Here is a 26,135-nt window from a genome sequence, read left to right as displayed (position 1 = left end):
ATTGTAGCGGTCGCACGCAATGCCCACCGGTTTCCTATTCTTCGTTTCGATGGAGCTATGGCATACAACGTAACCCTCCGGCAAAGCGGCCGGCAGTTTCAAGTAGAACCCGACGAACCCATCCTGACCGCCGCCTTGCGCCAAGGCGTCGGACTGCCGTACGGCTGCAAGAACGGCGCGTGCGGATCGTGCAAGGGCACGATCGTGGCGGGCGGAATCGAGCAGCGCGCGCACTCGTCGTCGGCGCTGTCGAACGATGAGAAGACGCGTGGCATGGCGCTGCTGTGCTGTGCGACCGCGAACTGCGATCTGGAAATCGACGTGCGCGAAGTGGCGGGCGTCGGCGACGTGCAAGTCAAGAAGCTGCCGTGCCGCGTGAACGCGCTCGAGCGCAAGGCCGACGACGTCATGCTGCTCAAGCTCCAGCTGCCGGCCAACGAACGCCTGCAATATCTGGCCGGCCAATACGTCGAGTTCATCCTCAAGGACGGCAAGCGCCGCAGCTACTCGATGGCGAACGCCCCGCACCAGGAAGGCCCGATCGAGCTGCACATCCGCCACATGGCGGGCGGCGTCTTCACCGACCACGTCTTCAACACGATGAAGGAGCGTGACATCCTGCGCTTCGAAGGCCCGCTCGGCACGTTCTTCCTGCGCGAAGATTCCGACAAGCCGATCATCCTGCTCGCCTCGGGCACCGGCTTCGCACCGATCAAGGCGATCGTCGAGCACGCGCTCTTCAAGAACATCGACCGCCCGATGACGCTCTACTGGGGCGCGCGCCGCAAGAAAGACCTGTACCTGCTGGATCTCGCCGAGCAATGGGCGAAAGACCACCCGCAGTTCAAGTTCGTGCCGGTGCTGTCGGAGCCGGACGCGGGCGACGCCTGGACGGGCCGCACAGGCTTCGTTCATCGCGCCGTCATCGAGGATCTGCCAGACTTGTCGAACTATCAGGTGTACGCCTGCGGCGCACCGGTCATGGTCGAATCGGCGCAGCGCGACTTCACGAGCCATCACAGCCTGCCGGAAGACGAGTTCTACGCGGACTCGTTCACGAGCGAGGCCGATCTCGCGAACGCGGTGTGATGCGCGGCTTAGTGGTTTACACCGGCCATCTCGATATCGTATTCTGTCGCGCATGAACCGCATCCTGACCGAACTCCGACGCCGACGCGCGCTGCCCGCCTGGGAAGCCGTCGGCTAGTCATGGGTTCGCGCCTTGCAGCAACACCGCAAGCGCCAATCGGTTGAAACATGAAAAGCCACGGAAATCCGTGGCTTTTTTTCGTGTCGACCGGAGTTGGCGCTTTAGCGCCTACTCCGGTCCCATGCAAAGCCCCATCGCTTTTTCGTCTGTTTCTTTCGCACCTCCTGGAGCCCGCCGCCATGCAATTCACCGAGTACCCGACGCAGTCGCTGATGTACATCACGAATCGCCCCGAAATCGTTTTCACGCACGGCAAGGGCTCGTGGCTCTACGACAACGAGGGCAAGCGCTACCTCGACTTCATCCAAGGCTGGGCGGTCAACAGTCTCGGGCACTGCAACGAAGGGATGATCGAGGCGCTCGAGAAGCAGGCGCGCCTGCTCATCAACCCGTCGCCCGCCTTCTACAACGAGCCGATGGCGACACTCGCGGGGCTGCTCACGCAGCACAGCGTCTTCGACAAGGTCTTCTTCGCCAACAGCGGCGCCGAAGCGAACGAAGGCGCGATCAAGCTCGCGCGCAAGTGGGGCAAGAAATTCAAGCACGGCGCCTACGAGATCATCACGTTCGACCATAGCTTCCACGGCCGCACGCTCGCGACCATGTCGGCGAGCGGCAAGGCCGGCTGGGACACGATCTACGCACCGCAAGTGCCGGGCTTTCCGAAGGCGGACCTGAACGACATCGCGTCGGTCGAGAAGCTCATCAGCGAGAAGACCGTTGCCGTGATGCTCGAGCCGATCCAAGGCGAAGGCGGCGTGATTCCGGCGACGCGTGAATTCATGCAGCAGCTGCGCGAATTGACGAAGCGCCATAACGTGCTCTTGATCGTCGACGAAGTGCAAAGCGGGTGCGGCCGCGCCGGGACGCTCTTTGCGTATGAACTGTCAGGCATCGAGCCGGACATCATGACGCTCGGCAAAGGCATCGGCGGCGGCGTGCCGCTCGCGGCCATGCTGTCGAAGGCCGAGATCGCCGTGTTCGAGGCGGGCGATCAGGGTGGTACCTACAACGGCAATCCGCTGATGACGGCCGTCGGCTATTCGGTGATCTCGCAGCTTCTGGCACCGGGCTTTCTCGAAGGCGTGCGCGAGCGCGGCGAATACCTGAAGGCGCAGTTGCTCGAATTGTCGAAGGAACGCGGTTTCGAAGGCGAGCGCGGCGAAGGCTTGTTGCGCGCACTGCTGCTCGGCAAGGACATCGGCCCGCAGATCGTCGAAAAGGCGCGCCTCATGCAGCCGGACGGCGTGTTGCTCAACGCGGCGCGCCCCAACCTGCTGCGCTTCATGCCGGCGCTGAACGTGAGCCGCGAAGAGATCGATCAGATGATGGCGATGCTTCGGACCGTGCTCGATTCGCTTTGATCAGCGCTTGCGACAACGCCATGACGACATCCCCTGCCCTGTCGATCCGCCCGTTCGACGCCTCGACCGATACCGACGCCGTACTCGCGCTATGGCTGGAAGCGTTTCCCGAGTATGGCGATCCGTCGAGGCCGCACCGCGATCCGCGTGTCTCGATCGCCAACAAGCTCGCAATGCAGCCGGAGCTGTTCTTCGTCGCGCTGCATGACAGGCGCGTCGTCGGCACGGTGATGGCCGGCTACGACGGACACCGCGGCTGGCTGTATTCGCTCGCCGTGGTGCGGGAAGCGCGCCGACTCGGCTTCGGGCGCGCGCTCGTCGTGCACGCGGAGCAAGCGCTCGCGGCGCTCGGCTGCCTCAAGGTGAATCTGCAGGTGCTGAGCGCAAAGAGCGATATCCAAGGCTTCTACGAAGCGATCGGTTATCGCGCTGATGCCGTCGTGAGTCTAGGCAAGCGGCTCGAGACGCCGCCACTGCGAAATTAGCTGCGTACTCCTCACCGATCGACATCCGCTTGGCCAAGAAAGCAAAAAGGGTTCTTCGCTCTCATCCGCGAAGAACCCTTTTTCATGCATTGGCCGCACCGGCAGCGCACTGCACGCCGCCGGTGCCGCCCGTCTTTACATCTTGACGACGTCGAGCAGCGCCTTCTTGCCGTCCTTGTAGCCGTAGAGCGAGATCACGCCGTGCTTCAGGTCGCCCTTCCCATCGAACGTCGTCTCGCCGATCACGCCCTTGTAGTCGGTGGCCGGCATCGCGGCGACGATCTTCGCCGGATCGGTCGACTTCGCGCGCTTCATCGCGTCGACGATGATGTACACCGCGTCATACGTATACGGCGCGTAGAGCTGGATGTGCTGGCCGAAGCGCTTCTCGTACTTGGCTTCGAAGGCCGCGCCGCCGTCCATCTTCTCGAGGCCCATGCCGGCTTCCGAGCAGACGATGTTGTCGGTGCCGTTGCCTGCGAGCGCCGCGATGCTGCTCGTGCAGACGCCGTCGCCTGCGAGGATCTTCGCGCGCATGCCGAGCTGCTTCGCTTGCTTCGCGAACGGGCCGCCGGTGGCGTCCATGCCGCCGTACATGATCGCGTCCGGGTTTTCGCCCTTGATCTTCGTCAGAATCGCGCGGAAGTCGACAGCCTTGTCGTTCGTGGCGTCATGCGACACGACGTTCAAGCCGAGCGCCTTCGCGCTCTTCTCGAACTCGTTCGCGAGACCCTGGCCATACGAAGTCGAATCGTCGACGACCGCGACCGTCTTCAATTTCATGACCTTCGCCGCGTAGTTCGCGAGCGCCGGGCCTTGCTGCGCATCGGTCGCCACGACGCGGTACGTCGTCTTGAAGCCTTGCAGCGTGTAGGTCGGATTGGTCGCCGACGGCGAGATCTGCACGATGCCCGCATCGCTGTAGATCTTCGAAGCCGGGATCGACGTGCCCGACGTCTCGTGGCCGACCACGGCGACGACCTTGTCGTCGACGAGCTTCTGCGCCACTTGGGTCGCCGTGCGCGGGTCGCCTGCGTCGTCCTGCGGATCGAGTTCGAGCGTCACCTTCTGGCCGTTGATCACGAGGCCCTTCGCGTTGATTTCTTCGATGGCGAGGCGCGCGCCGTTTTCGTTGTCCTTGCCTTGCTGAGCGGAGCCGCCCGTCAGCGGGGCGACGTGGCCGATCTTGACGACCGTGTCGGCCGATGCGACGTTGCACACTGCAAACAATGCCAATGCTGCTACTGCGGAATGCTTCAAAGCGCTAACTTTCACGACTGACTTCCTTGTTTAGACTAGTTTTTGTGAACTACGGGTAAAACAAAACGCGGTGCTTGCGCTCTCCACGCAAGCACCGCGTTTTTTGCTGCGGAGGCTTATTCGCCGAGATACGCCGCGCGCACCTTCGGATCGTCAAGCATCTGCTTCGCGTCGCCGGACATCGTCACCGTGCCCGAATCCATCACGTAGCCGCGGTTCGCCGCCTGCAACGCGAGCCGCGCGTTCTGCTCGACGAGCAGCACCGTGATGCCCTCCTTCGAGATCTCGCGCACCACTTCGAAGATCTTCTCGACCATGATCGGCGAGAGGCCCATCGACGGCTCGTCGAGCAACAGCAGCTTCGGCTTGGACAGGATCGCGCGCGCCATCGCCAGCATCTGCTGCTCGCCGCCCGAGAGCGTGCCCGCGAGCTGCGTCGCCCGTTCCTTCAGGCGCGGGAAGAAGCCGAACATGCGATCGACGTCCTTCTTGATGCCGTCGGTGTCGTTGCGCAAGTACGCGCCCATCTGCATGTTTTCGACGATCGACATGCGCGCGAAGATCCCGCGCCCTTCCGGCACCATCGCCAGGCCGCGCTTGAGCAGCTCATGCGCCGGGACGCCCTTGATCGACTGGCCCATGTACTCGATGTCGCCTGCCGAGTACGGCTTCAGGCCCGTGATCGCCTTCATGGTCGTCGTCTTGCCGGCGCCGTTGGCGCCGATCAGCGTGACGAGCTCGCCCTGCTGGACTTCCATGTCGACGCCCTTGACCGCCTGGATGCCGCCGTAGTTGACCTGCAGGCCCTTGATTTTCAGAACTGTAGCCATTAGTGGACCCCCGCACCGAGGTAAGCCTCGATCACCTTCGGGTCGCGCTGCACGTCGTGCGGCAGACCTTCGGCGATCACCTTGCCGTAATCGAGCACCGTCATCCGGTTGCACAATCCCATCACGAGCTTCACGTCGTGCTCGATCAGGAGAATCGTCTTGCCGTCCGAACGGATCTTGTCGAGCAGCTTCGTGAGCTCGACCTTCTCGGTCGCGTTCATGCCGGCTGCCGGCTCGTCGAGCGCGAGCAGCTTCGGATCGGTCGCGAGCGCACGCGCGATTTCCAGACGGCGCTGGTGACCGTACGACAGGTTGCGCGACGTGTAGTCCGCGTATTGCAGCACGCCCACGTACTCGAGCAGCTCGAGCGCGCGTTCCTTGATTTCACGCTCTTCCTGGCGCTCGGCCGGCGTCTGGAACACCGCGCCGAACAGACCGTGCTTGGTGCGCACGTGGCGCCCCACCATCACGTTCTCGAGCGCGGTCATGCCGCCGAACAGACGAATGTTCTGGAACGTGCGGGCAATGCCCGCCTTCGCGACCTGGTACACCGCGGTCGGCGTGTAGTCGGTGCCGTCGAGCTTGAACTCGCCCGAATCAGGCGTGTACAGCCCCGTGATCACGTTGAAGAAGGTCGTCTTGCCGGCGCCGTTCGGGCCGATCAGTCCATAGATCGTACCTTCCTCGATTTGAAGACCCACGTCCGACAGCGCTTGCAGGCCGCCGAACCGCTTGTTCACGCCCTTGACGGACAAACGAATTTTGCTCATTGAATGTTCTCCCGTGTCGACCAGAGTTAGCGCTTCAGCGCTTACTCTGGTCTCATGCAAGGCGCTTTTAGGCGCGTACAGGCTTCTTGCTGGCGCGCTTGGCCAGCTTCGCGATCTTGTCCTCATGCTTCGCCGCCGGCCACAAGCCTTCCGAGCGATACAGCATGATGATCACCATCGCCAGGCCGTACAGCAGCTGACGGATCACTTCGGTATCGATGATCTGATGACCGAAGATCGCGTTTTGCAGCGGACCCATCGTCGAGCGCAGGAATTCCGGGAACACCGCGAGCAGCACGGCGCCGAGAATCACGCCGGGGATGTGGCCCATGCCGCCCAGCACCACGCAGGCAAGCACCACGACCGATTCCCAGAACGTGAACGATTCCGGCGACACGAAGCCCTGAAAGCCCGCGAACATCGCGCCCGACAGACCGCCGAACGACGCGCCCATCGCGAACGCGAGCAGCTTCACGTTACGGGTGTTGATGCCCATCGCCTTCGCGGCGATTTCGTCTTCGCGGATCGCGGCCCATGCACGGCCGATACGCGAGTGCTGCAGACGCGTACAGACCCAGACCACGAGCAGCGCGCAGAGCACGAACACGTAGTAATACATGTACACCGTGGTGAACTGGAAGCCGAAGAAGTTATGCGTCTGCGACAGGTTGAATCCGGCCACCGTGATCGGATCGACACCCGTGACCCCCTGCGGGCCGTTCGTGATGTTCAGCGGACGATCCAAGTTGTTCATGAAGATCCGCACGATTTCCCCGAAGCCCAAGGTCACGATCGCGAGGTAGTCGCCGCGCAGACGCAGGGTCGGCGCGCCAAGCAGGACACCGGCCCCCGCCGCGAGCGCCATCGCGAGCGGCACGACGAGCCAGTACGGTGCGTGGATGCCACCCGGGAACATCGCGCCGATCCAGGCGAACTGCGTCGCCAGGTGCGGCGAGGTCAGCAGCGCGGCCGTGTAGGCGCCCACCGCGTAGAACGCGATGTAGCCCAAGTCCAGGAGGCCGGCGAAGCCGACCACCACGTTCAGGCCCAACGCGAGCATCACGTACAGCATCGCGAAGTCGAGCACGCGCACCCAGTAGTTGCCGCCGGCTGCGCCGATGACGAACGGCGCGGCGATCACGAAGATCGCAGTCAGAACGGTGACGACCGCGGTCTTCGTCGCGTTCTTTTCAGGGACGAGCGTCGTGGACGGCTCGATCGGTTGAATTGAAGTCATTTTCCTAGCTCCTTTCCCTTACGCGCGATCCGCGACACGTTCGCCCAAGAGGCCCGACGGACGGAACACCAGCACGATGATCAGCACGATGAACGCGAACACGTCCTGGTAGTTACTGCCGAACACGCCGCCCGTGAGGCCGCCGATGTAGCCCGCACCGAGCTGTTCGATGAGACCGAGCAGCACGCCGCCCACCATCGCGCCGCCAAGGTTGCCGATCCCGCCGAGCACCGCCGCCGTGAACGCCTTCATGCCGGGGATGAAGCCCATGTAGAAGTGCGCGTTGCCGTATTCCGACGCGATCATCACGCCTGCCAGTGCCGCGAGCGCCGAGCCGATCATGAAGGTCGCCGAGATCACGAAGTTCGGGTTCACGCCCATCAGGCTCGCGTTATTCGGGTTCTCCGCGATCGCGCGCATCGCGCGGCCGAGCTTGGTCTTGTGCACGAGCAGCAGCAGCGCGCCCATCATCACGAAGGCCACCACGATGATCGCGATTTCAGTCATCGAGATCACGGCGCCCGGGTTGTTCGGGCCGGCGGTGATCACGTTGATCGGATCGGTCGGCAGCAGCTGCGGGAATGCCAGCGGATTGCGGCCCCAGATGATCATCGCCATGGTCTGCAGCAGAATCGACACGCCGATCGCGGTGATCAGCGGGGCGAGACGCGGCGCCTTGCGCAACGGCCGGTAGGCGACTTTTTCAATCGTGTAGCCGACACACGCGCAAACCCCTGCCGCGATCAGCAGCCCGATGACGAGCGTCAGCACATGGCCTAGACCGGGGAAGTGATTCTGCAGCACAGTGATGGCCGAGAGCGCCACCATCGCGCCTACCATCAACACGTCGCCGTGAGCGAAGTTGATGATGCCCAAGATGCCGTACACCATCGTATAGCCCAGTGCGATGATGGCGTAGACGCTGCCAAGCACCAGACCATTGATGATCTGCTGGATGAAGATATCCATTTAAAGCTCCTTAGCCCGTGCGACTGGATTCGCGTAGCTCCCCGGCGGGTAGGCGGTGAGTGACGGAATCGCAACGGCACTGCGGGTACTGATGTAAAAGACCGGTAAGGGTTAGCCGTCTTCCAACGGGTCGCGCCTTTGTGATGCAAAGACCGGCTCGTTAAAGGCGGATGCAAAAACGGCACCGTCGGGTGCGCGGTGCCGTCAGGTTTTGCTCCGTCACTACATGCCCACGGCTTCGAGGACCGCAATGCCGCTGTCCTTGAAGTCGTGAACCGTAATGGCGCCTTCTTTCAAATCACCCTTGTCGTCGAATGCGACAGCGCCGACGGATCCGTTCCGAAAACGGTCCGACGGCTTCGCTTCCAGCACCTTGGGCGCATCGATAGAAACGGCGCGCTGCAGTGTGTCGGCATCCGCGTGCATGACTTCATACGCGGGGTGCGCGACAACCTGCGCCGGCGTGCAGAAGCGGTCTTCGTACTGCCCTTGGTCCTGCAATGCGAAGCCCGCATCGATAGTCCCCGGCGTCGGCGGGAGGCCCGCTTTCGACGAGGTCCGGCGTCCCTGCGCGCGAGGCGCAAGTTCGGCCACCTTGCCGGCACGCACGCCGTCGCCGCCAAGGTTTGCTGCTCTGTTGCCAAGCGGAGCCTGCTTTGCAAGCAGTCCGCCCGTTCGGTTCATTCCACCGTACATGCTCACGTCCGGCTGAATATTCTTGATCTTCTTGAGGATGGCCTTGAAGTCCGATGCCCAGTCACCAGTGCCTTCGCCAGTCCGGGCGTAACGCGCTTTCGACGCCGTTACGCCCAGTCCAAGCTTAGGTCCCGATCGCCCCCCGTTTTTGCCGCTGCCGACAAGAGTGGCATCGTTCGCTTCCTTCGCAGCCGCGACCGACTCGCCGACGCTCGCCCCGCCGTCGTTCCTGTTGCTGGCTGCGTCCGCCTTGGCGTTCGCGGCCGCGGTGGACACGGCGTAAGCAAACTGGAATTGCATTAAGTAGGTCTCCTGCGCCTTGCTAAATCCATTGCCAGAAGGCCCTGTGGCCTTGAGAACGGGCGCATTGTAACTCTAATTATGGGACGGCCAATATTGAGAATTCGCCAGGGTTTTCCTGCATTGCAACCTTTTTTTGAGACCCATAATCGGAGCGGGCGCAACCAGGTTGCAATATCCTTGCTTATTTGTATAGCAACCGGGATATTTGTAATTCGCGCCACATCGGACCGGATTAAGCGTTAAAGCGCCGACTCCGGTCGACATAAAAACAAAAGCGCGCCCAAGGCGCGCTTTTATTAATCAGCCAATTAAAAATAAATCAGGCGGGCAGACCGAGCCCGCGCGGCAGCGGAAACGCAATATTCTCTTCGATCCCCTCGAGTGCGCGCACGTTGCGCACACCCATACCGCGCAAGCGCGTGATCACAGCTTGCGCGAGCACTTCCGGCGCGGACGCGCCGGCCGTCACGCCGATGCGGCGCTTGCCTTCGAGCCACGCGGGATCGATCTGATCAGGCGAATCCACCATATAGGCCGGGATGCCGCGCTTTTCCGCGACTTCGCGCAGACGATTCGAATTCGAACTATTCGGACTGCCGACGACGATCACCACGTCGCATTGCGGCGCCATGAATTTCACGGCGTCCTGGCGGTTCTGCGTCGCGTAGCAAATGTCCTGCTTCTTCGGCTCTCGAATCGCGGGGAACCGCGCCTTGAGCGCAGCGATGATCTCGGATGCGTCGTCGACGGAAAGCGTGGTTTGCGTGACGAAGGCCACACGCTCGGGATCGGCGAGCGTGAGCGCGTTCACGTCCTCGATACTTTCGACCAGATACATGCCTTCCGCGGTCTGCCCCATCGTGCCCTCGACCTCCGGGTGCCCCTTGTGGCCGATCATCACGATGTCCATGCCGTCCTGGCGCATCTTCGCGACTTCGATGTGGACCTTCGTCACGAGCGGACACGTCGCATCGTAGATGCGGAGGCCGCGCACTTCCGCCTCCTCGCGCACCGCCTTGGAGACACCGTGCGCGCTGAAGATCACCGTACTGCCGGCCGGCACTTCGTCGAGCTGCTCGACGAACACGGCGCCTTTCTTGCGCAAGTCCTCGACGACGTACGCGTTATGGACGATCTCGTGACGCACGTAGATCGGCGCGCCGAACAGCTTGATCGCACGCTCGACGATCTCGATCGCGCGATCGACGCCCGCGCAAAAACCGCGCGGCTGTGCGAGCAGGATTTCTGCGTCTGCCAGGGAGGTGTCCGTGAAGCTCATGTTTACAGAATCCCGATGATTTTGACTTCGAACGTCAGCGCCTGACCGGCAAGCGGATGATTGAAGTCGAACAGCGCAGACGTTTCACCGACTTCCTTCAGCACGCCCGCATAGCGGCCGCCGCTCGGCGCGTTGAACTCGATGAGATCGCCCGGCGTGAATTCCTCACCCAACATGCCGTTTTCGCGCAGCGTGGCGAGCGACACGCGCTGAATCAATTCCGGATTGCGGGGACCGAACGCCTGGCCGGGCTCTAGCTGAAAGGTCGAGTGGTGCCCGGTCTTCATGCCGACGAGAATGTCTTCCAGCGGCGGCGCGAGCTGACCGGCACCGAGCAGCAACGTAGCCGGCTTGTCGCCGAAGGTGTTGACGACATCGGAGCCATCGGCGAGAGAAAGCCGGTAGTGAAGCGTCACATGCGAACCCGGCTTCACTTCGGAAATATCGATGATGCTCATGAAATAGCTCGTTGAGTCCGCGCGCCTTTCGCGCGCAAAAAGGAAACGTTGCTTGGCGCTTTGGCGCCCCGCGCAAGCGCGGCTGCGCCCGGCACAAGCTCAGTATTGTAAGCCACATAGATGGGACAAGCGTAGACAGCATATTGCGCAAATGCGCCCTGACGGCGCACTTAGCCCCGGCCGTCGAGCCTCGTGGAACCGCCCCTTAAACGGCCCGCCTTTCGAAAGTGCGCCGCTTATCCGCCGCCTACGCCTCTCGGAGATAAATCGATGTCCGTTAGTTCCACCGCCGCACAGCCTGCCGATCCGCTCGCCGCCTACCTGCCCGAACCGCCGGAAGCGGCGCACGATCAGAACGAGCCGTCCAGTCCCAGCGGCTGGCCGGCGCGCGACATGCCGCGCGAGCGCCTGATCGAAGCCGGGCCCGCCGCGCTGTCGGACACCGAGCTCATCGCCCTGTTTCTGGGTTCGGGTCTGCCGGGACACAACGTTTTCGACGTCGCGCGCTCACTTCTGGCGCGCTTCGGCTCGCTGCGCGCCATGCTGGACGCGACGCCGGCCGATTTCAAGGGATTGCGCGGCATCGGGCCGGCAAAGAGCGCCACGCTGCTGGCTGTCGTCGAGATGGCGCGCCGCGCACTGGCGGAGAAAGCGCGCGAGCGGCCGCTCGTCGATTCGCCCGGCGCCGTCGAAGACTACCTGCGCCTTCTGATCGGCGCGCGGCCCCATGAGGTGTTCGTCTGCCTGTTTCTCGACGCGCGGCACCGCCTTCTCCATACAGAGGAAAGCTCGCGCGGCTCCTTGACCCGGATGGCCGTCTATCCGCGCGAAATCGTGCGCCGGGCGCTGACGCTCAACGCGGCCGGCCTCATCGTCGCGCACAATCATCCGTCTGGGGCCGCCAAGCCCAGCGCGAGCGATCGCCGGCTCACGCGCGTGCTGCGCGACTCGCTTGCGCTGATCGACGTGCAGCTGATGGACCACCTGATCGTCGGCAGCGACACGGTTTTTTCGTTCGCCCAGGCGGGATGGATGTGAAGGCCGCCCTGCTTGGGGCCCTGACCGACGCGCTCGGCGCCCCATGCCGGCGTTCTGCAACGGCCAGCCGGCCGTTCGCAAATAGGGTTTGATTTTTCTGAGCTTTTTCTGCTAGAATCGCCGTCTGCCTCTGTTTCCAACCCTGTTCAGTGCCAGCGAAGGGCCATTCCTAAAAGAACGGCTCGGGTCTCAATCGTAGCTGTGGCAGCTACCACTGTGAGGCCAGCTCTTCTAGGAAGAGCAACCTTCCCGGCTCGAACCCGAATTTAAGCGTTTTAGGAGTGCTCTCATATGGCACGCGTATGCCAAGTAACTGGGAAAGCGCCGATGAGCGGCAACAACGTTTCCCACGCGAACAACAAGACCAAGCGTCGTTTTCTCCCGAACCTGCAGAACCGCCGTTTCTGGGTTGAAAGCGAAAACCGTTGGGTGCGCCTGCGCGTTTCGAACGCCGGCCTGCGCCTGATCGACAAGAACGGTATCGACTCCGTGCTCGCAGACCTGCGCGCACGCGGTGAAGCCTAAGGAGTAAATCATGGCGAAAGGCGCACGCGACAAAATCAAGCTGGAATCGACCGCAGGCACGGGTCACTTCTACACCACGACGAAGAACAAGCGCAACATGCCGGAAAAGATGGAGATCATGAAGTTCGATCCCGTCGCCCGCAAGCATGTGGCGTACAAGGAAACCAAGATCAAGTAATCTGGTTCCGAGCCTGAAGACGACAAAAGCCCCGCCTCTGCGCGGGGCTTTTGCTTTTGTGCCGTCCCCCACGCCTCGCAACGGGGTATCCTCTTTCGTTTAACGCGACGCGCGCTGCGGCGCGGCTTCGGCTCAAGTGTAGAAAAAAGACTTAGAGGGACTGCAGATGAATTTCGACGTCGTGATCGTGGGGAGCGGGCTGGCAGGGCTATCGGTCGCGCTGAATTTGGCGGAAACGCGCCGCGTCGCGGTCATTGCCAAGCGATCGATGACCGAAGGCGCGAGCGACTGGGCACAAGGCGGCATTGCCGCCGTTCTCGATTCGGCCGACAGCATCGAAAACCACGTCGAGGACACCTTGGTTGCCGGCGGCGGCCTGTGCGACGAGACGGCGACCCGCTTTATCGTCGAGCACGGGCGCTCGGCGATCGAATGGCTGATCGAGCAAGGCGTCCCTTTCACGAAAGACGACGCGGCCGAACTCGGCTTCCATTTGACGCGCGAAGGCGGCCACAGCCATCGGCGCATCATCCACGCGGCCGACGCGACCGGTCACGCCGTGGTCGCGACGTTGAGCGATCGCGTGCAGCGGCATCCGAACATCACGCTGCTCGAAGATCACTACGCCATCGATCTCATCACCTCCGATCGGCTCGGCCTGCCGGGCCGCCGCTGCCACGGGCTCTATGCGCTCAATCTGGCGAACGGCCGCACGGTCACGATCGAAGCGCCGCACACGGTGCTGGCGACCGGCGGCGCCGGCAAGGTCTATCTGTACACGACCAACCCCGACACCGCGACCGGCGACGGCATCGCGATGGCATGGCGCGCAGGCTGCCGCGTGTCGAACATGGAGTTCATCCAGTTCCATCCGACGTGCCTGTTCCACCCCTACGCGAAGTCGTTCCTGATTTCCGAAGCCGTGCGCGGCGAAGGCGGCCTGCTGAAACTCCCCGACGGCACGCGTTTCATGCCGAGCCACGACGAGCGCGCCGAGCTCGCGCCGCGCGACATCGTCGCCCGCGCGATCGATTTCGAAATCAAGAAACGCGGCATCGACTGCGTCTATCTCGACATCAGCCACCAGCCCGCGGCGTTCCTCCGCGAGCACTTCCCGACGATTCTCGCGCGCTGCCTCGAGTTCGGCATCGACATCACGAAAGATCCGATCCCGGTCGTGCCCGCTGCGCATTACACGTGCGGCGGCGTCGTTACCGATTTGGCAGGACGTACGGACCTGGCCGGGTTATATGCGGTCGGCGAAACGTCGTGCACCGGACTGCACGGCGCGAACCGGCTCGCCAGCAACTCGCTGCTCGAGTGTCTCGTGATCGGTCGCTCGGCTGCGGCTGCGATCGAGAAAGAAGGCTTCAGCGCGGCGGCTCACGCGCCACTGCCGGACTGGGACGAAAGCCGCGTGTCGGACCCGGACGAAGAGGTCGTCGTCGCGCACAACTGGGACGAGTTGCGGCGGCTCATGTGGAACTACGTCGGCATCGTACGCACCGACAAGCGGCTCGCACGCGCGAAGCACCGCGTCGCGATGCTGCGCGACGAGATCCACGAGTACTACGCGAACTTCAAGGTGAGCCGCGATCTGCTCGAATTGCGCAACCTGGTCGACGTGGCGTCGCTGATCGTCGAGAGCGCCAGGTCGCGGAGGGAAAGCCGCGGGCTGCACTACAGCCGCGACTGGCCAGCCGCGTTGCCGAAGGCGCTGCCGACCGTGCTGTCGCCAGAGCACGTGCGCAATCGGAACGTTTGAGCGAAGCGCAATCCGTCAAACAATACGCATCGAATAATCGGTAGCTCGAACATCCTTCGTCAGCGAGCCGATCGAGATGCGATCAACGCCGGTTTCGGCGATCGTCCGAACGGTATCGAGATTGACGCCACCCGATGCTTCGAGCACCGCGCGCCCAGCCGTCAAACGAACGGCGTCGCGCATCGCGTCGAACGAGAAGTTGTCGAGCAAGATCGACTCGGCGCGATGGGCCAGAGCCGTCTCGAGTTGTTCGAGCGTCTCGACTTCGATCTGGATCGGAACACCTGCATCGAGCGCCAAGGCCGCGTCCATCGCCGCCCCGACACCGCCTGCCGCGGCGATATGGTTTTCCTTGATCAGAATCCCGTCGTACAACGCGAGCCGCTGGTTCGCACCGCCGCCCACGCGCACCGCGTACTTCTGCGCGAGCCGCAGCCCCGGCAGCGTCTTGCGCGTATCGACGATACGCGCGCGCGTGCCTGCTACCGCCTCGACATAGCGGCGCGTCGCGCTCGCGACACCCGACAGGAGTTGCAGGAAGTTGAGCCCATTGCGCTCCGCAGTCAGCAGCGAGCGCGACGGGCCACGCAGTTCGCACACCGGTGTATCCGCGCCCATGAGGTCGCCTTCGCGGTAGCGCCATCGCACGGTGATCGCGGGGTCGACCTGGCGCATCACTTCGGTGAACCACAACACGCCGCACAGCACCGCTTCTTCGCGGACGATGATGCGCGCATTGCGCACTTCGCCAGCCGGAACGAGGCGTCCCGTGTGGTCACCGCTGCCGACATCCTCGGCAAGCGCATCGGTCACGTTGCGCGCGAGCGCCGCGTCGAACGCGACGCCGTATTGCGCACGGATTTCTTCGAACAGCGGCGACACCGCTTCGACCGGCGTCAACTCGGAAGCCCTCATTACGCCGCCCCCACATTCGCAAACAGCGCCGTATCGCGCGCGAGATCGCCGCTTGCCTGCACGCGCTTCTTGCGCGCCGCTGCGAAGTCGAGCATCCGATCGATCGGCAGACGCGCACGCTCGCCGATTGCCGGATCGACATGGATTTCGTTATGTCCGCGCTCGAGCACTTCGGCGAGATTCACGAGACCGTTCATCGCCATCCACGGACAGTGCGCGCAGCTCTTGCAGGTCGCGCTGTTGCCGGCGGTCGGCGCTTCGATAAACGTCTTGCCGGGCGCCGCGAGCCGCATCTTGTGCAAGATGCCGAGATCGGTGGCGACGATGAAGTGCGTCGCGTCGAGCTTCTGCGCGGCGTCGATCAACTGCGTCGTCGACCCGACGACATCGGCCTGTGCAACCACGCTTTCCGGCGACTCCGGATGCACGAGCACCTTCGCATGCGGATATTCGGCGCGCAGCAAGTCGAGTTCGATGCCCTTGAATTCGTCGTGCACAAGGCACGAGCCTTGCCACAGCAACATGTCCGCACCGGTCTTCTTCTGGATGTAGCTGCCGAGATGCCGATCCGGCGCCCACAGGATCTTTTCGCCACGCGCATGCAGATCGGCGACGATCTCGAGGCCGATGGACGACGTCACCATCCAGTCGGCGCGCGCCTTCACTGCTGCGCTCGTATTGGCGTACACCACCACCGTGCGATCGGGATGCGCGTCGCAGAACGCGGAGAATTCGTCGGCCGGGCAACCGAGGTCGAGCGAGCATGTCGCGTCGAGATCGGGCATCAGGATGCGTTTGTTCGGACTCAGGATCTTCGCCGTTTCGCCCATGAAGCGCACACCGGCGACGACGAGCGTTTGCGCATCGTGATCGCGCCCGAAGCGGGCCATCTCGAGCGAATCCGCAACACAACCACCGGTTTCATCGGCCAGCTCCTGGAGCTCCGGATCGACATAGTAGTGCGCGACGAGCACCGCTTTTTCGCGCGCCAGCAACGAACGAATCCGCGCCTTCAACGCAATGCGCTCCTCCGCCGACGGTGCGGCAGGCACCTTCGCCCACGCGTGGCCGACACCGCACGTCGCGCCCATGGCGCCCCCGGCGACGAGCGGCTGGTCGAACTCGACCGTTTTGACCGCTGATTCCATTTTCATCTCCTCTGCCTCACCCACTGGCGTCGCAACCCCTATATAGCGCGATCCGGACGCCTAGCGTTGCATGGGACCCGAGTAAGAGCCAACTCGGGTCGACAAAAAGAAAAACCCCGCCAGCGCGGGGTTTTGTGACGTCTCTAAATTTTAAAGGATTTCGAGATCAGGCGTAGCGGCGCAGGCGCATCGCAAACTCTTGCAGGGCCTTGATGCCGCTTTGTTCCGCACGATGACACCAATCTTGCAGCTGCACCAGCAACTGTTCGCGCGAAGCATTCGAGCGCTCCCAGATCGCGGCCAGGTCGTTGCGCAGCTCGATGAACGTGCGCAGCTTCTGGCTGTTCGCGAAAATTTCCGGCAGTTGACGCTTCTGCGGTTCGTCGAGGCCCGATTCGTCCTTGTGGAACCACTTGCGTGCGTTGCGCATCACGAGGTACTTCTCGCGCGCACCCACTTCCTTCAAGCGCGCCAATTCCTGGCGGTACGCCTGCTTGACCGTCTTACCGTAGCGCGCCATCACTTCATAGCGATTCGAGAGCACGGCCTGCAGGGTTTCCTGATCGAGCACGAGCTTGCCCTTCGACAGACGCGGCGTGGGCGCGACCTTCTTCACCTTCGCGAGCTTGAACGCCGAGAGAATGCGGATGTACATCCAACCGATATCGAACTCGAACCACTTGTTCGACAGCTTCGCGGACGTCGCGTACGTGTGGTGATTGTTGTGCAGCTCTTCGCCGCCGATGATGATGCCCCACGGGAAGATGTTCGTGCTGGCGTCGGCCGAGTTGAAGTTGCGGTAGCCCCAGAAGTGCGCGAGGCCATTGACGACACCCGCCGCCCAGAACGGAATCCAGATCATCTGCACGGCCCACACCGACAGGCCGACGATGCCGAACAGCGCGACGTCGATCACCATCATCAGGCTGATGCCGAGAATCGGGTAGCGCGAGTACACGTTGCGCTCGATCCAGTCGTTCGGCGTGCCGTGGCTGAAGCGGCGCATCGTTTCTTCGTTCTTCGCTTCGGCGCGATAGAGCTCGGCGCCTTCGAGCAGCACCTTCCAGATGCCGCGCGTTTGCGGGCTGTGCGGATCTTCCTCGGTTTCGCACTTCGCGTGATGCTTGCGGTGAATCGCGGCCCACTGGCCGGTCAGCATGCCGGTCGTCATCCACAGCCAGAAACGGAAGAAGTGGCTCGCGACCGGGTGCAGATCGAGTGCGCGGTGCGCCTGACAGCGGTGCAGATAGACCGTGACGCCGATAATCGTGATGTGCGTGACGACGAGCGCAAACAGCACAATTTGCCACCACGTAAAGCGGAGCAGGCCATTCGCGAGGAAATCGAACAGGGAGTTCAGCAAGGCAGTTTATCCGTGGATCGAGAAACGTCCGCCGACCGGCGGATGTCAAGAAAGTGAAAGCATAAGGCGAGGTTGGACGGCATTTTACCTCGTCGGTTCCAAGTGTTTGTAACAAATGGAGATTTTTTTGTCTGTGGGCTTGCCGACAGGCGACGCGTCGTCAAAAAACGACATCCGGATCTGGCACCCTATATTGCGATTCCTTTACGAGCCAGGCGCCGCCTCGCCCTCCACGGAATCGGCCATTTCTGCCGGTTTCGAGAAGCCCTCCGGAACCCCGCCGATGATACGCACTTCCCGCTGCGCAAACGGGATCGACACGCCATGTGCGGCGAAAAGCCGCCAGATGTTGCGGTTCACCTGCGAGCGCACGCCCGCCGTCCCCTTGGCCGCGTCTTCGATCCAGAAGCCGAGCTCGAGATTGATGCCGTCCGCGCCGAAGCCGACCAGAAAGGCGCTGGGCGCCGGGTCCTGCAGCACGCGCTCGACGTCCTTCGCGGCGTCGGCGAGCAGCAGCAGCACCGCCTCGATGTCCGATTCGTAGGCGACCTGCACGGCCGCCTTCGCGTAGCCGCGGGTCAGGAACGACGAGTGGTTCTGCACGACGTCGGTGATGAGCTTCTCGTTGGGGATCAGCGTTTCGATGCCGTCGAGCCCGCGCACCGTCGTGTAGCGCGTGCGGATCTGCGTGACCATGCCCTGCAGGCCGGCGACGTTGATCGTGTCGCCGATCCGCAGCGACCGGTCGATCAGGATGATGAAGCCTGACACGTAGTTGCTCGCGATCTTCTGCAGACCGAAGCCGAGGCCGACGCCGAGCGCGCCGCCGAACACCCCGAGCACCGTAATGTCGATACCGACGAGCGACAAGCTGATCAGCACGGCCGCGAGCACGAGCACCGCGCGCCCGACGCGTGCGAGCACCACCTTCAGGTTCGCGTCGATCGTGCTCGCCCGCATCACGCGGTCCTCGAGCGCCGAGCCGAGCCACATCGCGACGATCAGCGTCACGCCGACCCAGACGATGCCCGTCGCGAGCGACAGCAGCGTCATGTGCGCGGTCCCGACATGGAAGCGCACGGTGCTCATCCACTGGATCACGTCATCCTGAATACCGAGCACCGTCAGCACCATGCCGATCCAGACGAGCACCGACACGCCCTTCTCGGCGACGAACAGCCACGCGTGCGTCTGGCCGCCGCTGCTGAACACGCGCCGTCCAATGAAGAACAGGAGGTAGATCAGCGCGATACCGAACAGCGGCACGACCGCGAGCTCGAGCAGCGACGTCGACATATAGGCGCCGAGCACCTCCTCGATCGACCACACGAGCACACCGCCCAGCAGCGGAAAGATCGCTTTGTTGAGACTCTCGGCGCCGGAGCGCAGTGCTTGATAGCGCGTCTGCCGGCGCAAATCGAGCTTGCGGCGCACGAAACGCGCGAGGAGCCACGCCACGCCCAGCGCGCCGATGAGCGCGCCGGCCTGCCAGATCATCACCGGCTGGCCGAAGTCGCGAACGATGCCGCCCAGCATGTGCGAAAAGATGCGGTTTTCAGTCAAAGCCATGCGCAACCTGCGCTACCCAACCTGCTCGACGTGCTCGACGTGCTTAACGTGCTTAAGGCGCCTCAACCGCGCCGCTCCAGCACCGCGGCGAAGAAGCCGTCGGTCGCATGGCGATGCGGCCACAGCGACAGGTAATCGCCCATTTCCAGCTCGATGCGCTGCTCCGCGAGCACCGTGCCCGCGGGCACGAGCACGAACTCCGGATGCTCGGCGAGGAACTGCGCGACGATCGCTTCGTTTTCCGCTTCGAGCACGCTGCACGTCGCGTAGACGAGGCGCCCGCCCTTCTTCACGAGCCGCGCGGCGCTCTCGAGGATCGACGCCTGCTTGGGCGCGAGCTCGGCGATCGATTCCGGCGACTGGCGCCATTTGAGGTCGGGATTGCGGCGCAGGGTGCCGAGGCCGCTGCACGGCGCGTCGACGAGCACGCGGTCGATCTTGCCCGCGAGTCGCTTGATCTTCGCGTCGTGCTCGCTGTCGATCAGCACCGGGTTCACGTTCGACAGCCCGCTTCGCGCCAGACGCGGCTTCAACTTCGCAAGCCGGCGATCGGACACGTCGAACGCATACAGACGCCCGGTCGAGCGCATCATCGCGCCGAGCGCGAGCGTCTTGCCGCCCGCGCCCGCGCAGAAGTCGACGATCATCTCGCCGCGCTTGGGCGCGACCAGCGAACACAGCAGCTGGCTGCCTTCGTCCTGCACTTCGATCCAGCCGTCTTCGAACGCCTTCAGCTTCGTGAGCGCGGGCTTGCCGGCGACACGCACGCCAAACGGCGCAAACGGCATGGCGCCGGCGTCGATACCCGCGGCTTTCAGCGTGTCGAGAACCTGGTCGCGGGTCGCCTTGATCGGATTCGCGCGCAAATCGAGCGGCGCCGGGTAATTCAGTGCGGCGGCGAGTTGAGCCAGCTCGTCGGCGTCGAAACGCTTCGCGAGCGCTTCGACGATCCACTCGGGCAGGTTCGTGCGTACGCGCAAGGGCAAGCTCTGCGGATCGATCTTCGACACGTGCTCGAGCCACGCGAGTTCGTCTGGAGAAACGAACGGCTTGAGCGCCGACAACCCCATCGTCTGCATCAGGCCGAGCAGCGTCAGGCGCCGCGCCGGGCTGCCGCTGCCGCTTTCGGCCAGATGGGCGAATTCCATGCGCCGGCGCAACACGGCGAACACGGCTTCGGCGATCACGCCGCGTTCATTGTGGCCAAGCTTCGGATGGGCGCGGAAAAAGCGGCTCGTCGTGGCGTCGGCCGGGCCGGTGAGCTTGAGGACCTCCGCCAGAAGCGATTCGGTTTGGCCGATCAAAAAGCCATGCACGCGCGGCCCGCCGTCCGCGCCGCCGCGGCCCGACGATGCGCGATTGCCCGGGGCACGAGCGCCCGGGGCACGCACGCCCTCGGCGCCCCGCGAGCGTTTTTGGCCGTTTTGCCCTTTTCCGTTGGATCCCTTTCCTTCCTTCCCTTTCATGCTTTTTCCCCGGCGAGCTGGTCAGAAAAGAGCCATTGCGGCTCAGGCGGCGTCAGGCTGACGCGCAAGCCGTCGAGCGCGAGCCGCCCCTCGACGAACCAGCGTACCGCCCGCGGATAGATCACGTGTTCGTAAGTCAGCACGCGAGCGGCGAGCGCCGCCGCATCGTCGCCATCGACGACGGGCACCGCCGCCTGCACGACGATCGGCCCATGGTCGAGCTGCGACGTGACGAAGTGCACGGTCGCGCCGTGCAGCCGCACCCCGGCGGCGAGCGCCTGCTGATGCGTATGCAGACCCGGAAAGCTCGGCAAGAGCGACGGATGCACGTTCAGCATCCGCCCGGCGTAGCGATCGACGAAGCCCGGCGTCAGCACACGCATGAAACCGGCGAGTACGACGAGGTCGGCCCCGTAACCGTCGATGGCGGCGGCGAGCGCGGCGTCGAAACGCTCACGGTCGGGATAAGCGCGATGATCGACGACTTGCGTGGCAATATTGTGCGACGCGGCGAACGCAAGACCCGCGGCGTCGGGACGGTTGGCAATCACGGCGGCGACTTGCGCCGGCCAGCCTTCGTGCGCGCAGGCGCGCACGATCGCTTCCATGTTGCTGCCTCGTCCTGAAATCAGGATGACGATTTTTTTCATCCGCGGATTTTATCATTCGGGAAGCGCCAAACCGCCGGGGAGAGCCGCCATTTGCCCCGAGCGTTTATAATCTTCTGCTTTGCGGCACCCGCCCGCCCACCACCATCCGCTATCGTGAGAGTCTTCCGCGGTCTTCCCAACGCCGAAAGCCGGGCGCCCTGCGCGCTGACGATCGGCAATTTCGACGGTGTCCACCGCGGCCACCAGGCGCTGCTCGCCCACGTGCGCGCGGCGGCCGACGCGCGCGGCCTGCCCGTCTGCGTGATGACCTTCGAGCCGCACCCACGGGAATTCTTCAATCCGGCCGGCGCGCCGCCGCGCATCGCGATGCTGCGCGACAAGCTGGAATCGCTGCGGATGAACGGCGTCGACCGCGTCGTCGTCGAGCACTTCAATCACACGTTCGCGAGTCAGACGCCCGATGCATTCGTCGAGCGGATCATCGTCAACGGGCTGCACGCGCGCTGGGTGATGATCGGCGACGATTTCCGCTACGGCGCGAAGCGCGCGGGCGATTTCGCGTCGCTGAAGGCCGCCGGCGAGCAGCACGGCTTCGAAGTCGAGCAGATGGCGACCGTGGCCGATCCGAGCGGTGCACGCATTTCCAGCTCCGGCGTGCGCGCGGCGCTCATCGCGGGCGATCTCGATACCGCACGCTTGGCGCTTGGCCGCGACTATGCGATCAGCGGCCACGTCGTGCACGGCTTGAAGCTCGGCCGCGATCTCGGCTTTCCCACGCTGAACCTGCCGATCGCGCACAAGCGGCCGGCGCTCTCCGGCATTTTCGTCGTGCGCGTGCACGGCATCGGCCCCGAGCCGCTGCCGGGCGTCGCGAGCCTGGGCCTGCGCCCGACCGTCGACGATTCCGGCCGCGTGCTGCTCGAAGTTCACTTGCTCGACTGGCACGGCGACGCTTATGGCAAACTCGTGCGCGTCGAATTTCTGAAGAAGCTGCGCGACGAGGAGAAATTCGTCGACCTCGAAACGCTGTCGAAGGCGATTGCGCGCGACGTCGTGAATGCGCGCGACTATTTCGCGGCGCTCGGCGGCTCGGGCGGCAGCGCGCCCGGCAGCCGCACGACGGGCTTCTCGACCTCGGCCACCGATCGAATTAGGTAGCCGCGCGGTGCGCGCCGATGCCGAAGCCCGCACCCGCACCGCCAGAAAAACGCAGCAAGCACCGTACACGGCGTCGCGTCGGACACTCGGGAAACACCCGCGACAGAGCCCGACGCCCACGACGCCACGCCCAACACGACGCCCACAGCCGGGCGTCCACCGTTTTCCAGCGATCTCACCATGAGCAACAAGAAAGCCGATTCGAAACCCCAGGCCAAGTATCCGGTCAACCTGCTCGACACGCCGTTCCCGATGCGTGGCGACCTGCCCAAGCGCGAGCCGCAATGGGTCAAGGAATGGCAGGAAAACCAGGTCTACGAGAAGATCCGCGCGGCCAGCCTTGGCCGCAAGAAGTTCATCCTGCACGACGGCCCGCCGTATGCGAACGGCGACATCCACCTCGGGCACGCGGTGAACAAGATTCTGAAGGACATGGTCGTCAAGTCACGCAACATGGCGGGCTTCGACGCGGCCTATGTGCCGGGCTGGGACTGCCATGGCATGCCGATCGAGATCCAGATCGAAAAGCAGTTCGGCAAGTCGCTGCCGGCGGCGGAAGTGATGCAAAAGGCGCGCGCCTACGCGACCGAACAGATCGAAAAGCAGAAGGCCGGCTTCCGCCGCCTGGGCGTGCTTGGCGACTGGGACAACCCCTACAAGACGATGAACTTCGCGAACGAGGCCGGTGAAATCCGCGCGCTCGCGAAGATCATCGAGAAAGGCTACGTGTTCCGCGGCCTGAAGCCGGTGAACTGGTGCTTCGACTGCGGCTCGGCGCTTGCCGAAGCCGAAGTCGAGTACAAGGACAAGACCGATCCGACGATCGACGTAATGTTCCCGTTCGCCGAAGCGGACAAGACCGCTCAAGCGTTCGGCCTGACCGCGCTGCCGCGCCAGGAAGGCGGCATCGTGATCTGGACCACGACGCCGTGGACCCTCCCCGCGAACCAGGCGCTCAACGTGAACCCGGAGATCGTCTACGCGCTCGTCGATACGCCGCGCGGCCTCCTGATCCTGGCGGAAGAACGCGTCGAAGCGTGCTTGAAGCAATACAAGCTCGAAGGCCGCGTCGTCGCGACCACGACGGGCGCCAAGCTCGTGAACCTGCGCTTCCATCATCCGCTCGCGTCCTCGCACCCCGACTACAAGCGCACGGCGCCGGTGTATCTCGGCGAATACGTGACGACCGAGTCCGGCACGGGCATCGTCCACTCGTCGCCCGCTTATGGCGTGGAAGACTTCGAGTCGTGCAAGTCGCACGGCATGGCCGACTCCGACATCATCAACCCGGTGATGGGCGACGGCCGCTACATCGAATCGCTCGCGCTGTTCGGCGGCCTGTCGATCTGGTCGGCGAATCCGAAGATCGTCGAGGCGCTCGGCTCGGCAGGCGTGCTCCTGCACACCGAGAAGTACACGCACAGCTACATGCACTGCTGGCGCCACAAGACGCCGATCGTCTATCGCGCGACCTCGCAATGGTTCGCCGGCATGGACGTCACCCCGCAAGACGGCGGCCGCACGCTGCGCGAAACGGCGCTCGCCGCCGTCGACGCGACCGCGTTCTACCCGTCGTGGGGCAAGCAGCGCCTGCACAGCATGATCGCGAACCGTCCGGACTGGACGCTCTCGCGCCAGCGCCAATGGGGCGTGCCGATGGCGTTCTTCGTCCACAAGGAAACGGGCGAGCTGCATCCGCGCACGCTGGAGCTGCTCGAGGCTGTTGCGCAACGCGTCGAGAAAGCCGGCATCGAGGCATGGCAGACGCTCGATCCGCGCGAGCTGATCGGCGACGACGCCAATATGTACGAAAAGAACCGTGACACGCTCGACGTCTGGTTCGACTCGGGCACGACGCACTGGCACGTGCTGCGCGGCTCGCACAAGGATCAGCTGCAATTCCCGGCCGACCTCTACCTCGAAGGCTCGGATCAGCACCGCGGCTGGTTCCATTCGTCGCTCTTGACGGCATCGATGCTCGACGGCCGCGCGCCGTACGACGCCTTGCTCACGCACGGCTTCACCGTCGACGGCGAAGGCCGCAAGATGAGCAAGTCGCTCGGCAACGGCGTCGATCCGCACGAAGTCGCGAACCGGCTCGGCGCGGAAATCATCCGCTTGTGGATCGCGTCGACCGACTATTCGGGCGAACTCGCGATCTCCGAGGAAATCCTGAAGCGCGTGACGGAAAGCTACCGGCGCATTCGCAACACGCTGCGCTTCCTGCTCGCGAACCTGTCGGACTTCGACATCGAACAGAACGCACGCCCGATCGGCGAGTGGCTCGAGATCGACCGCTACGCGGTTGCGCTCACCGCGACGCTGCAGCAGGACGTGCTCGCGCACTACGAGAAGTACGAATTCCACCCGGTCGTCGCGAAACTGCAGACGTTCTGCTCCGAAGACCTGGGCGGCTTCTACCTCGACGTGCTCAAAGACCGCCTCTACACGAGCGCCCCCGATTCGGCCGCGCGCCGCTCGGCGCAGACGGCGCTCTATCACGTCGCGCAGGGTCTGCTGCGGATGATGGCGCCGTTCCTGTCGTTCACGGCGGAAGAGGCCTGGAAGGTGTTCCAGCCGGGCCGCGACACGATCTTCACCGAAACGTATTACGCGTACCCGGAAGTGCCGGACGCGGCAGCGCTGCTCGACAAGTGGTCGCTCCTGCGCGAGGTGCGCGGCAACGTGACGAAGGCGCTCGAAGAGGCGCGCGTCGCGAACCAGATCGGTTCGTCGCTGCAGGCCGAAGTCGAGATCCGCGCGAGCGGCGCGCGTTACGACGCGCTCGCCAGCCTCGCCGACGACCTCAAGTTCATGCTGATCACGTCGGCGGCGACCGTCGTCAAGGTCGACTCCGAAGCCGACGAAGGCGTCCAAGTCGTGACCTCGAAGTACCTCAAGTGCGAGCGCTGCTGGCACTACCGCGAAGACGTCGGCGCGAACGCCGAGCACCCCACGCTTTGCGGCCGTTGCGTCTCCAACCTGTTCGGCAGCGGCGAGACCCGGAGCGCGGCATAATGGCAAAAACCATGTCGAAGCAAGCAAGCGGAACCCTCGCGCCGTGGCTGGGCATTGCGCTGATCGTGATCCTGGCTGATCAGTTGACGAAGATCGCGGTGTCGAAGGTGTTTGCCTACGCCGTGCCGTACGCGATCACGCCTTTCTTCAACTTTTTTCTCGTGTTCAATCGCGGCGCGGCGTTCAGCTTCCTGGCCATGGCGGGCGGCTGGCAGCGCTGGGCGTTCACGCTGCTCGGCGTCGCCGCCGCGGCCGTGATCTGCTACTTGATGAAGCGCCACGGCAACCAGCGGCTCTTCTGCACGTCGCTCGCGCTGATCATGGGCGGCGCGCTCGGCAACGTGATCGACCGGCTCGTGTACGGCCACGTGATCGACTTCCTCGATTTCCACGTCGGCGGCTGGCACTGGCCCGCGTTCAATCTTGCCGACAGCGCGATCACGATCGGCGCGATCTTGCTTGTGCTCGACGAATTGCGGCGCGTGCGCGGCGCGCGCTAAACGCGCCTTCGCTTTCGGAG

The 26,135-nt window shown here is 63.8% G+C and carries 24 protein-coding genes; 10 read left to right on the top strand and 14 right to left on the bottom strand.

Annotated features, from left to right (window positions below; translation table 11 throughout):
• Positions 1 to 57: 57 nt before the first annotated feature.
• From FAZ95_RS04510 to FAZ95_RS04500, 3 genes are all read left to right on the top strand, one after another.
• Positions 58 to 1,089 (top strand): CDP-6-deoxy-delta-3,4-glucoseen reductase, encoded by a 1,032-nt coding sequence (locus tag FAZ95_RS04510; protein WP_137331357.1) that lies wholly within the window; start codon positions 58 to 60, stop codon positions 1,087 to 1,089.
• Positions 1,090 to 1,389: 300 nt separating this feature from the next.
• A complete protein-coding gene (locus FAZ95_RS04505) occupies positions 1,390 to 2,574 on the top strand; it encodes an acetylornithine transaminase (protein WP_137331356.1) in 1,185 nt (394 codons plus the stop codon).
• A gap of 20 nt (positions 2,575 to 2,594) precedes the next feature.
• Positions 2,595 to 3,059 carry a GNAT family acetyltransferase gene (locus FAZ95_RS04500; RefSeq protein ID WP_137331355.1) on the top strand — a complete coding sequence of 155 codons (465 nt, stop codon included), beginning with the start codon at positions 2,595 to 2,597 and terminating at the stop codon, positions 3,057 to 3,059.
• A gap of 135 nt (positions 3,060 to 3,194) precedes the next feature.
• On the opposite strand, the gene FAZ95_RS04495 is transcribed toward FAZ95_RS04500, so the two are convergent.
• From FAZ95_RS04495 to FAZ95_RS04455, 8 genes are all read right to left on the bottom strand, one after another.
• Positions 3,195 to 4,319: a branched-chain amino acid ABC transporter substrate-binding protein gene (locus FAZ95_RS04495; RefSeq protein WP_254699884.1), complete on the bottom strand. Its 1,125-nt coding sequence runs from the start codon at positions 4,317 to 4,319 to the stop codon at positions 3,195 to 3,197.
• Between the two features lie 116 nt (positions 4,320 to 4,435).
• Positions 4,436 to 5,149, bottom strand: a complete 714-nt coding sequence (locus tag FAZ95_RS04490; protein ID WP_137331353.1) for an ABC transporter ATP-binding protein — start codon at positions 5,147 to 5,149, stop codon at positions 4,436 to 4,438.
• On the bottom strand, positions 5,149 to 5,919 hold the full coding sequence (locus tag FAZ95_RS04485) for an ABC transporter ATP-binding protein (protein ID WP_137331352.1): 771 nt from the start codon (positions 5,917 to 5,919) through the stop codon (positions 5,149 to 5,151). Before FAZ95_RS04485 ends, FAZ95_RS04490 begins: the two co-directional genes overlap by 1 nt.
• A gap of 67 nt (positions 5,920 to 5,986) precedes the next feature.
• Positions 5,987 to 7,156 (bottom strand): ABC transporter permease subunit, encoded by a 1,170-nt coding sequence (locus FAZ95_RS04480; RefSeq protein ID WP_137331351.1) that lies wholly within the window; start codon positions 7,154 to 7,156, stop codon positions 5,987 to 5,989.
• Between the two features lie 18 nt (positions 7,157 to 7,174).
• Positions 7,175 to 8,125, bottom strand: coding sequence for a branched-chain amino acid ABC transporter permease (locus FAZ95_RS04475; RefSeq protein WP_137331350.1), 951 nt, complete (start codon positions 8,123 to 8,125; stop codon positions 7,175 to 7,177).
• Positions 8,126 to 8,347: 222 nt separating this feature from the next.
• The gene (locus FAZ95_RS04470; protein WP_137331349.1) at positions 8,348 to 9,121 is read right to left on the bottom strand and encodes a type 1 periplasmic-binding domain-containing protein; all 774 of its coding nucleotides are present in this window, start codon (positions 9,119 to 9,121) and stop codon (positions 8,348 to 8,350) included.
• 322 nt (positions 9,122 to 9,443) lie between these two features.
• Positions 9,444 to 10,403, bottom strand: a complete 960-nt coding sequence (gene ispH, locus FAZ95_RS04460) for a 4-hydroxy-3-methylbut-2-enyl diphosphate reductase (RefSeq protein ID WP_137331347.1) — start codon at positions 10,401 to 10,403, stop codon at positions 9,444 to 9,446.
• A 2-nt stretch (positions 10,404 to 10,405) separates the two neighbouring features.
• Positions 10,406 to 10,861, bottom strand: a complete 456-nt coding sequence (locus FAZ95_RS04455) for an FKBP-type peptidyl-prolyl cis-trans isomerase (protein WP_137331346.1) — start codon at positions 10,859 to 10,861, stop codon at positions 10,406 to 10,408.
• Between the two features lie 270 nt (positions 10,862 to 11,131).
• Here FAZ95_RS04455 and radC point away from each other — a divergent pair, with 270 nt between their 5' ends.
• From radC to nadB, 4 genes are all read left to right on the top strand, one after another.
• Complete coding sequence (gene radC / locus FAZ95_RS04450) at positions 11,132 to 11,899, top strand: RadC family protein (protein WP_137331345.1); 768 nt, start codon at positions 11,132 to 11,134, stop codon at positions 11,897 to 11,899.
• A gap of 291 nt (positions 11,900 to 12,190) precedes the next feature.
• A complete protein-coding gene (gene rpmB, locus FAZ95_RS04445) occupies positions 12,191 to 12,424 on the top strand; it encodes a 50S ribosomal protein L28 (RefSeq protein WP_004186391.1) in 234 nt (77 codons plus the stop codon).
• A gap of 10 nt (positions 12,425 to 12,434) precedes the next feature.
• Positions 12,435 to 12,602, top strand: a complete 168-nt coding sequence (rpmG, locus tag FAZ95_RS04440; protein WP_004185395.1) for a 50S ribosomal protein L33 — start codon at positions 12,435 to 12,437, stop codon at positions 12,600 to 12,602.
• Positions 12,603 to 12,768: 166 nt separating this feature from the next.
• Positions 12,769 to 14,367, top strand: a complete 1,599-nt coding sequence (gene nadB, locus FAZ95_RS04435; protein WP_137331344.1) for an L-aspartate oxidase — start codon at positions 12,769 to 12,771, stop codon at positions 14,365 to 14,367.
• 15 nt (positions 14,368 to 14,382) lie between these two features.
• Here the strand turns inward: nadB and nadC are convergent, their stop codons facing one another.
• The 6 genes from nadC to purN all read right to left on the bottom strand — a co-directional run bounded on the left by nadC (position 14,383) and on the right by purN (position 21,478).
• The gene (nadC, locus tag FAZ95_RS04430) at positions 14,383 to 15,282 is read right to left on the bottom strand and encodes a carboxylating nicotinate-nucleotide diphosphorylase (RefSeq protein WP_137331343.1); all 900 of its coding nucleotides are present in this window, start codon (positions 15,280 to 15,282) and stop codon (positions 14,383 to 14,385) included.
• Positions 15,282 to 16,430, bottom strand: coding sequence for a quinolinate synthase NadA (gene nadA, locus FAZ95_RS04425; protein WP_137331342.1), 1,149 nt, complete (start codon positions 16,428 to 16,430; stop codon positions 15,282 to 15,284). The genes nadC and nadA overlap by 1 nt, the downstream gene beginning before the upstream one ends.
• A 166-nt stretch (positions 16,431 to 16,596) precedes the next feature.
• Positions 16,597 to 17,793: a DesA family fatty acid desaturase gene (locus FAZ95_RS04420; RefSeq protein WP_137331341.1), complete on the bottom strand. Its 1,197-nt coding sequence runs from the start codon at positions 17,791 to 17,793 to the stop codon at positions 16,597 to 16,599.
• Between the two features lie 204 nt (positions 17,794 to 17,997).
• Entirely contained in the window at positions 17,998 to 19,362 is a 1,365-nt protein-coding gene (locus tag FAZ95_RS04415) for a mechanosensitive ion channel family protein (RefSeq protein WP_137331340.1), read from the bottom strand.
• A gap of 62 nt (positions 19,363 to 19,424) precedes the next feature.
• Positions 19,425 to 20,828 carry an RsmB/NOP family class I SAM-dependent RNA methyltransferase gene (locus FAZ95_RS04410; RefSeq protein ID WP_137331339.1) on the bottom strand — a complete coding sequence of 468 codons (1,404 nt, stop codon included), beginning with the start codon at positions 20,826 to 20,828 and terminating at the stop codon, positions 19,425 to 19,427.
• A complete protein-coding gene (gene purN / locus FAZ95_RS04405) occupies positions 20,825 to 21,478 on the bottom strand; it encodes a phosphoribosylglycinamide formyltransferase (RefSeq protein ID WP_137331338.1) in 654 nt (217 codons plus the stop codon). The genes FAZ95_RS04410 and purN overlap by 4 nt, the downstream gene beginning before the upstream one ends.
• 114 nt (positions 21,479 to 21,592) lie before the next feature.
• On the opposite strand from purN, the gene FAZ95_RS04400 reads away from it, so the two are divergent.
• The 3 genes from FAZ95_RS04400 to lspA all read left to right on the top strand — a co-directional run bounded on the left by FAZ95_RS04400 (position 21,593) and on the right by lspA (position 26,115).
• Complete coding sequence (locus FAZ95_RS04400) at positions 21,593 to 22,597, top strand: bifunctional riboflavin kinase/FAD synthetase (RefSeq protein ID WP_137331337.1); 1,005 nt, start codon at positions 21,593 to 21,595, stop codon at positions 22,595 to 22,597.
• Between the two features lie 180 nt (positions 22,598 to 22,777).
• On the top strand, positions 22,778 to 25,615 hold the full coding sequence (gene ileS / locus FAZ95_RS04395; protein WP_137331336.1) for an isoleucine--tRNA ligase: 2,838 nt from the start codon (positions 22,778 to 22,780) through the stop codon (positions 25,613 to 25,615).
• Positions 25,615 to 26,115, top strand: coding sequence for a signal peptidase II (lspA, locus tag FAZ95_RS04390; RefSeq protein ID WP_137331335.1), 501 nt, complete (start codon positions 25,615 to 25,617; stop codon positions 26,113 to 26,115). The genes ileS and lspA overlap by 1 nt, the downstream gene beginning before the upstream one ends.
• The last annotated feature ends 20 nt before the right edge of the window (positions 26,116 to 26,135 follow it).

It is taken from the genome of Trinickia violacea (genome assembly GCF_005280735.1).
GTDB lineage: Bacteria > Pseudomonadota > Gammaproteobacteria > Burkholderiales > Burkholderiaceae > Trinickia_A > Trinickia_A violacea.
The sequence above is the reverse complement of the archived record's forward strand: the minus strand, read 5'-3'. Positions and strand labels throughout refer to the sequence as shown.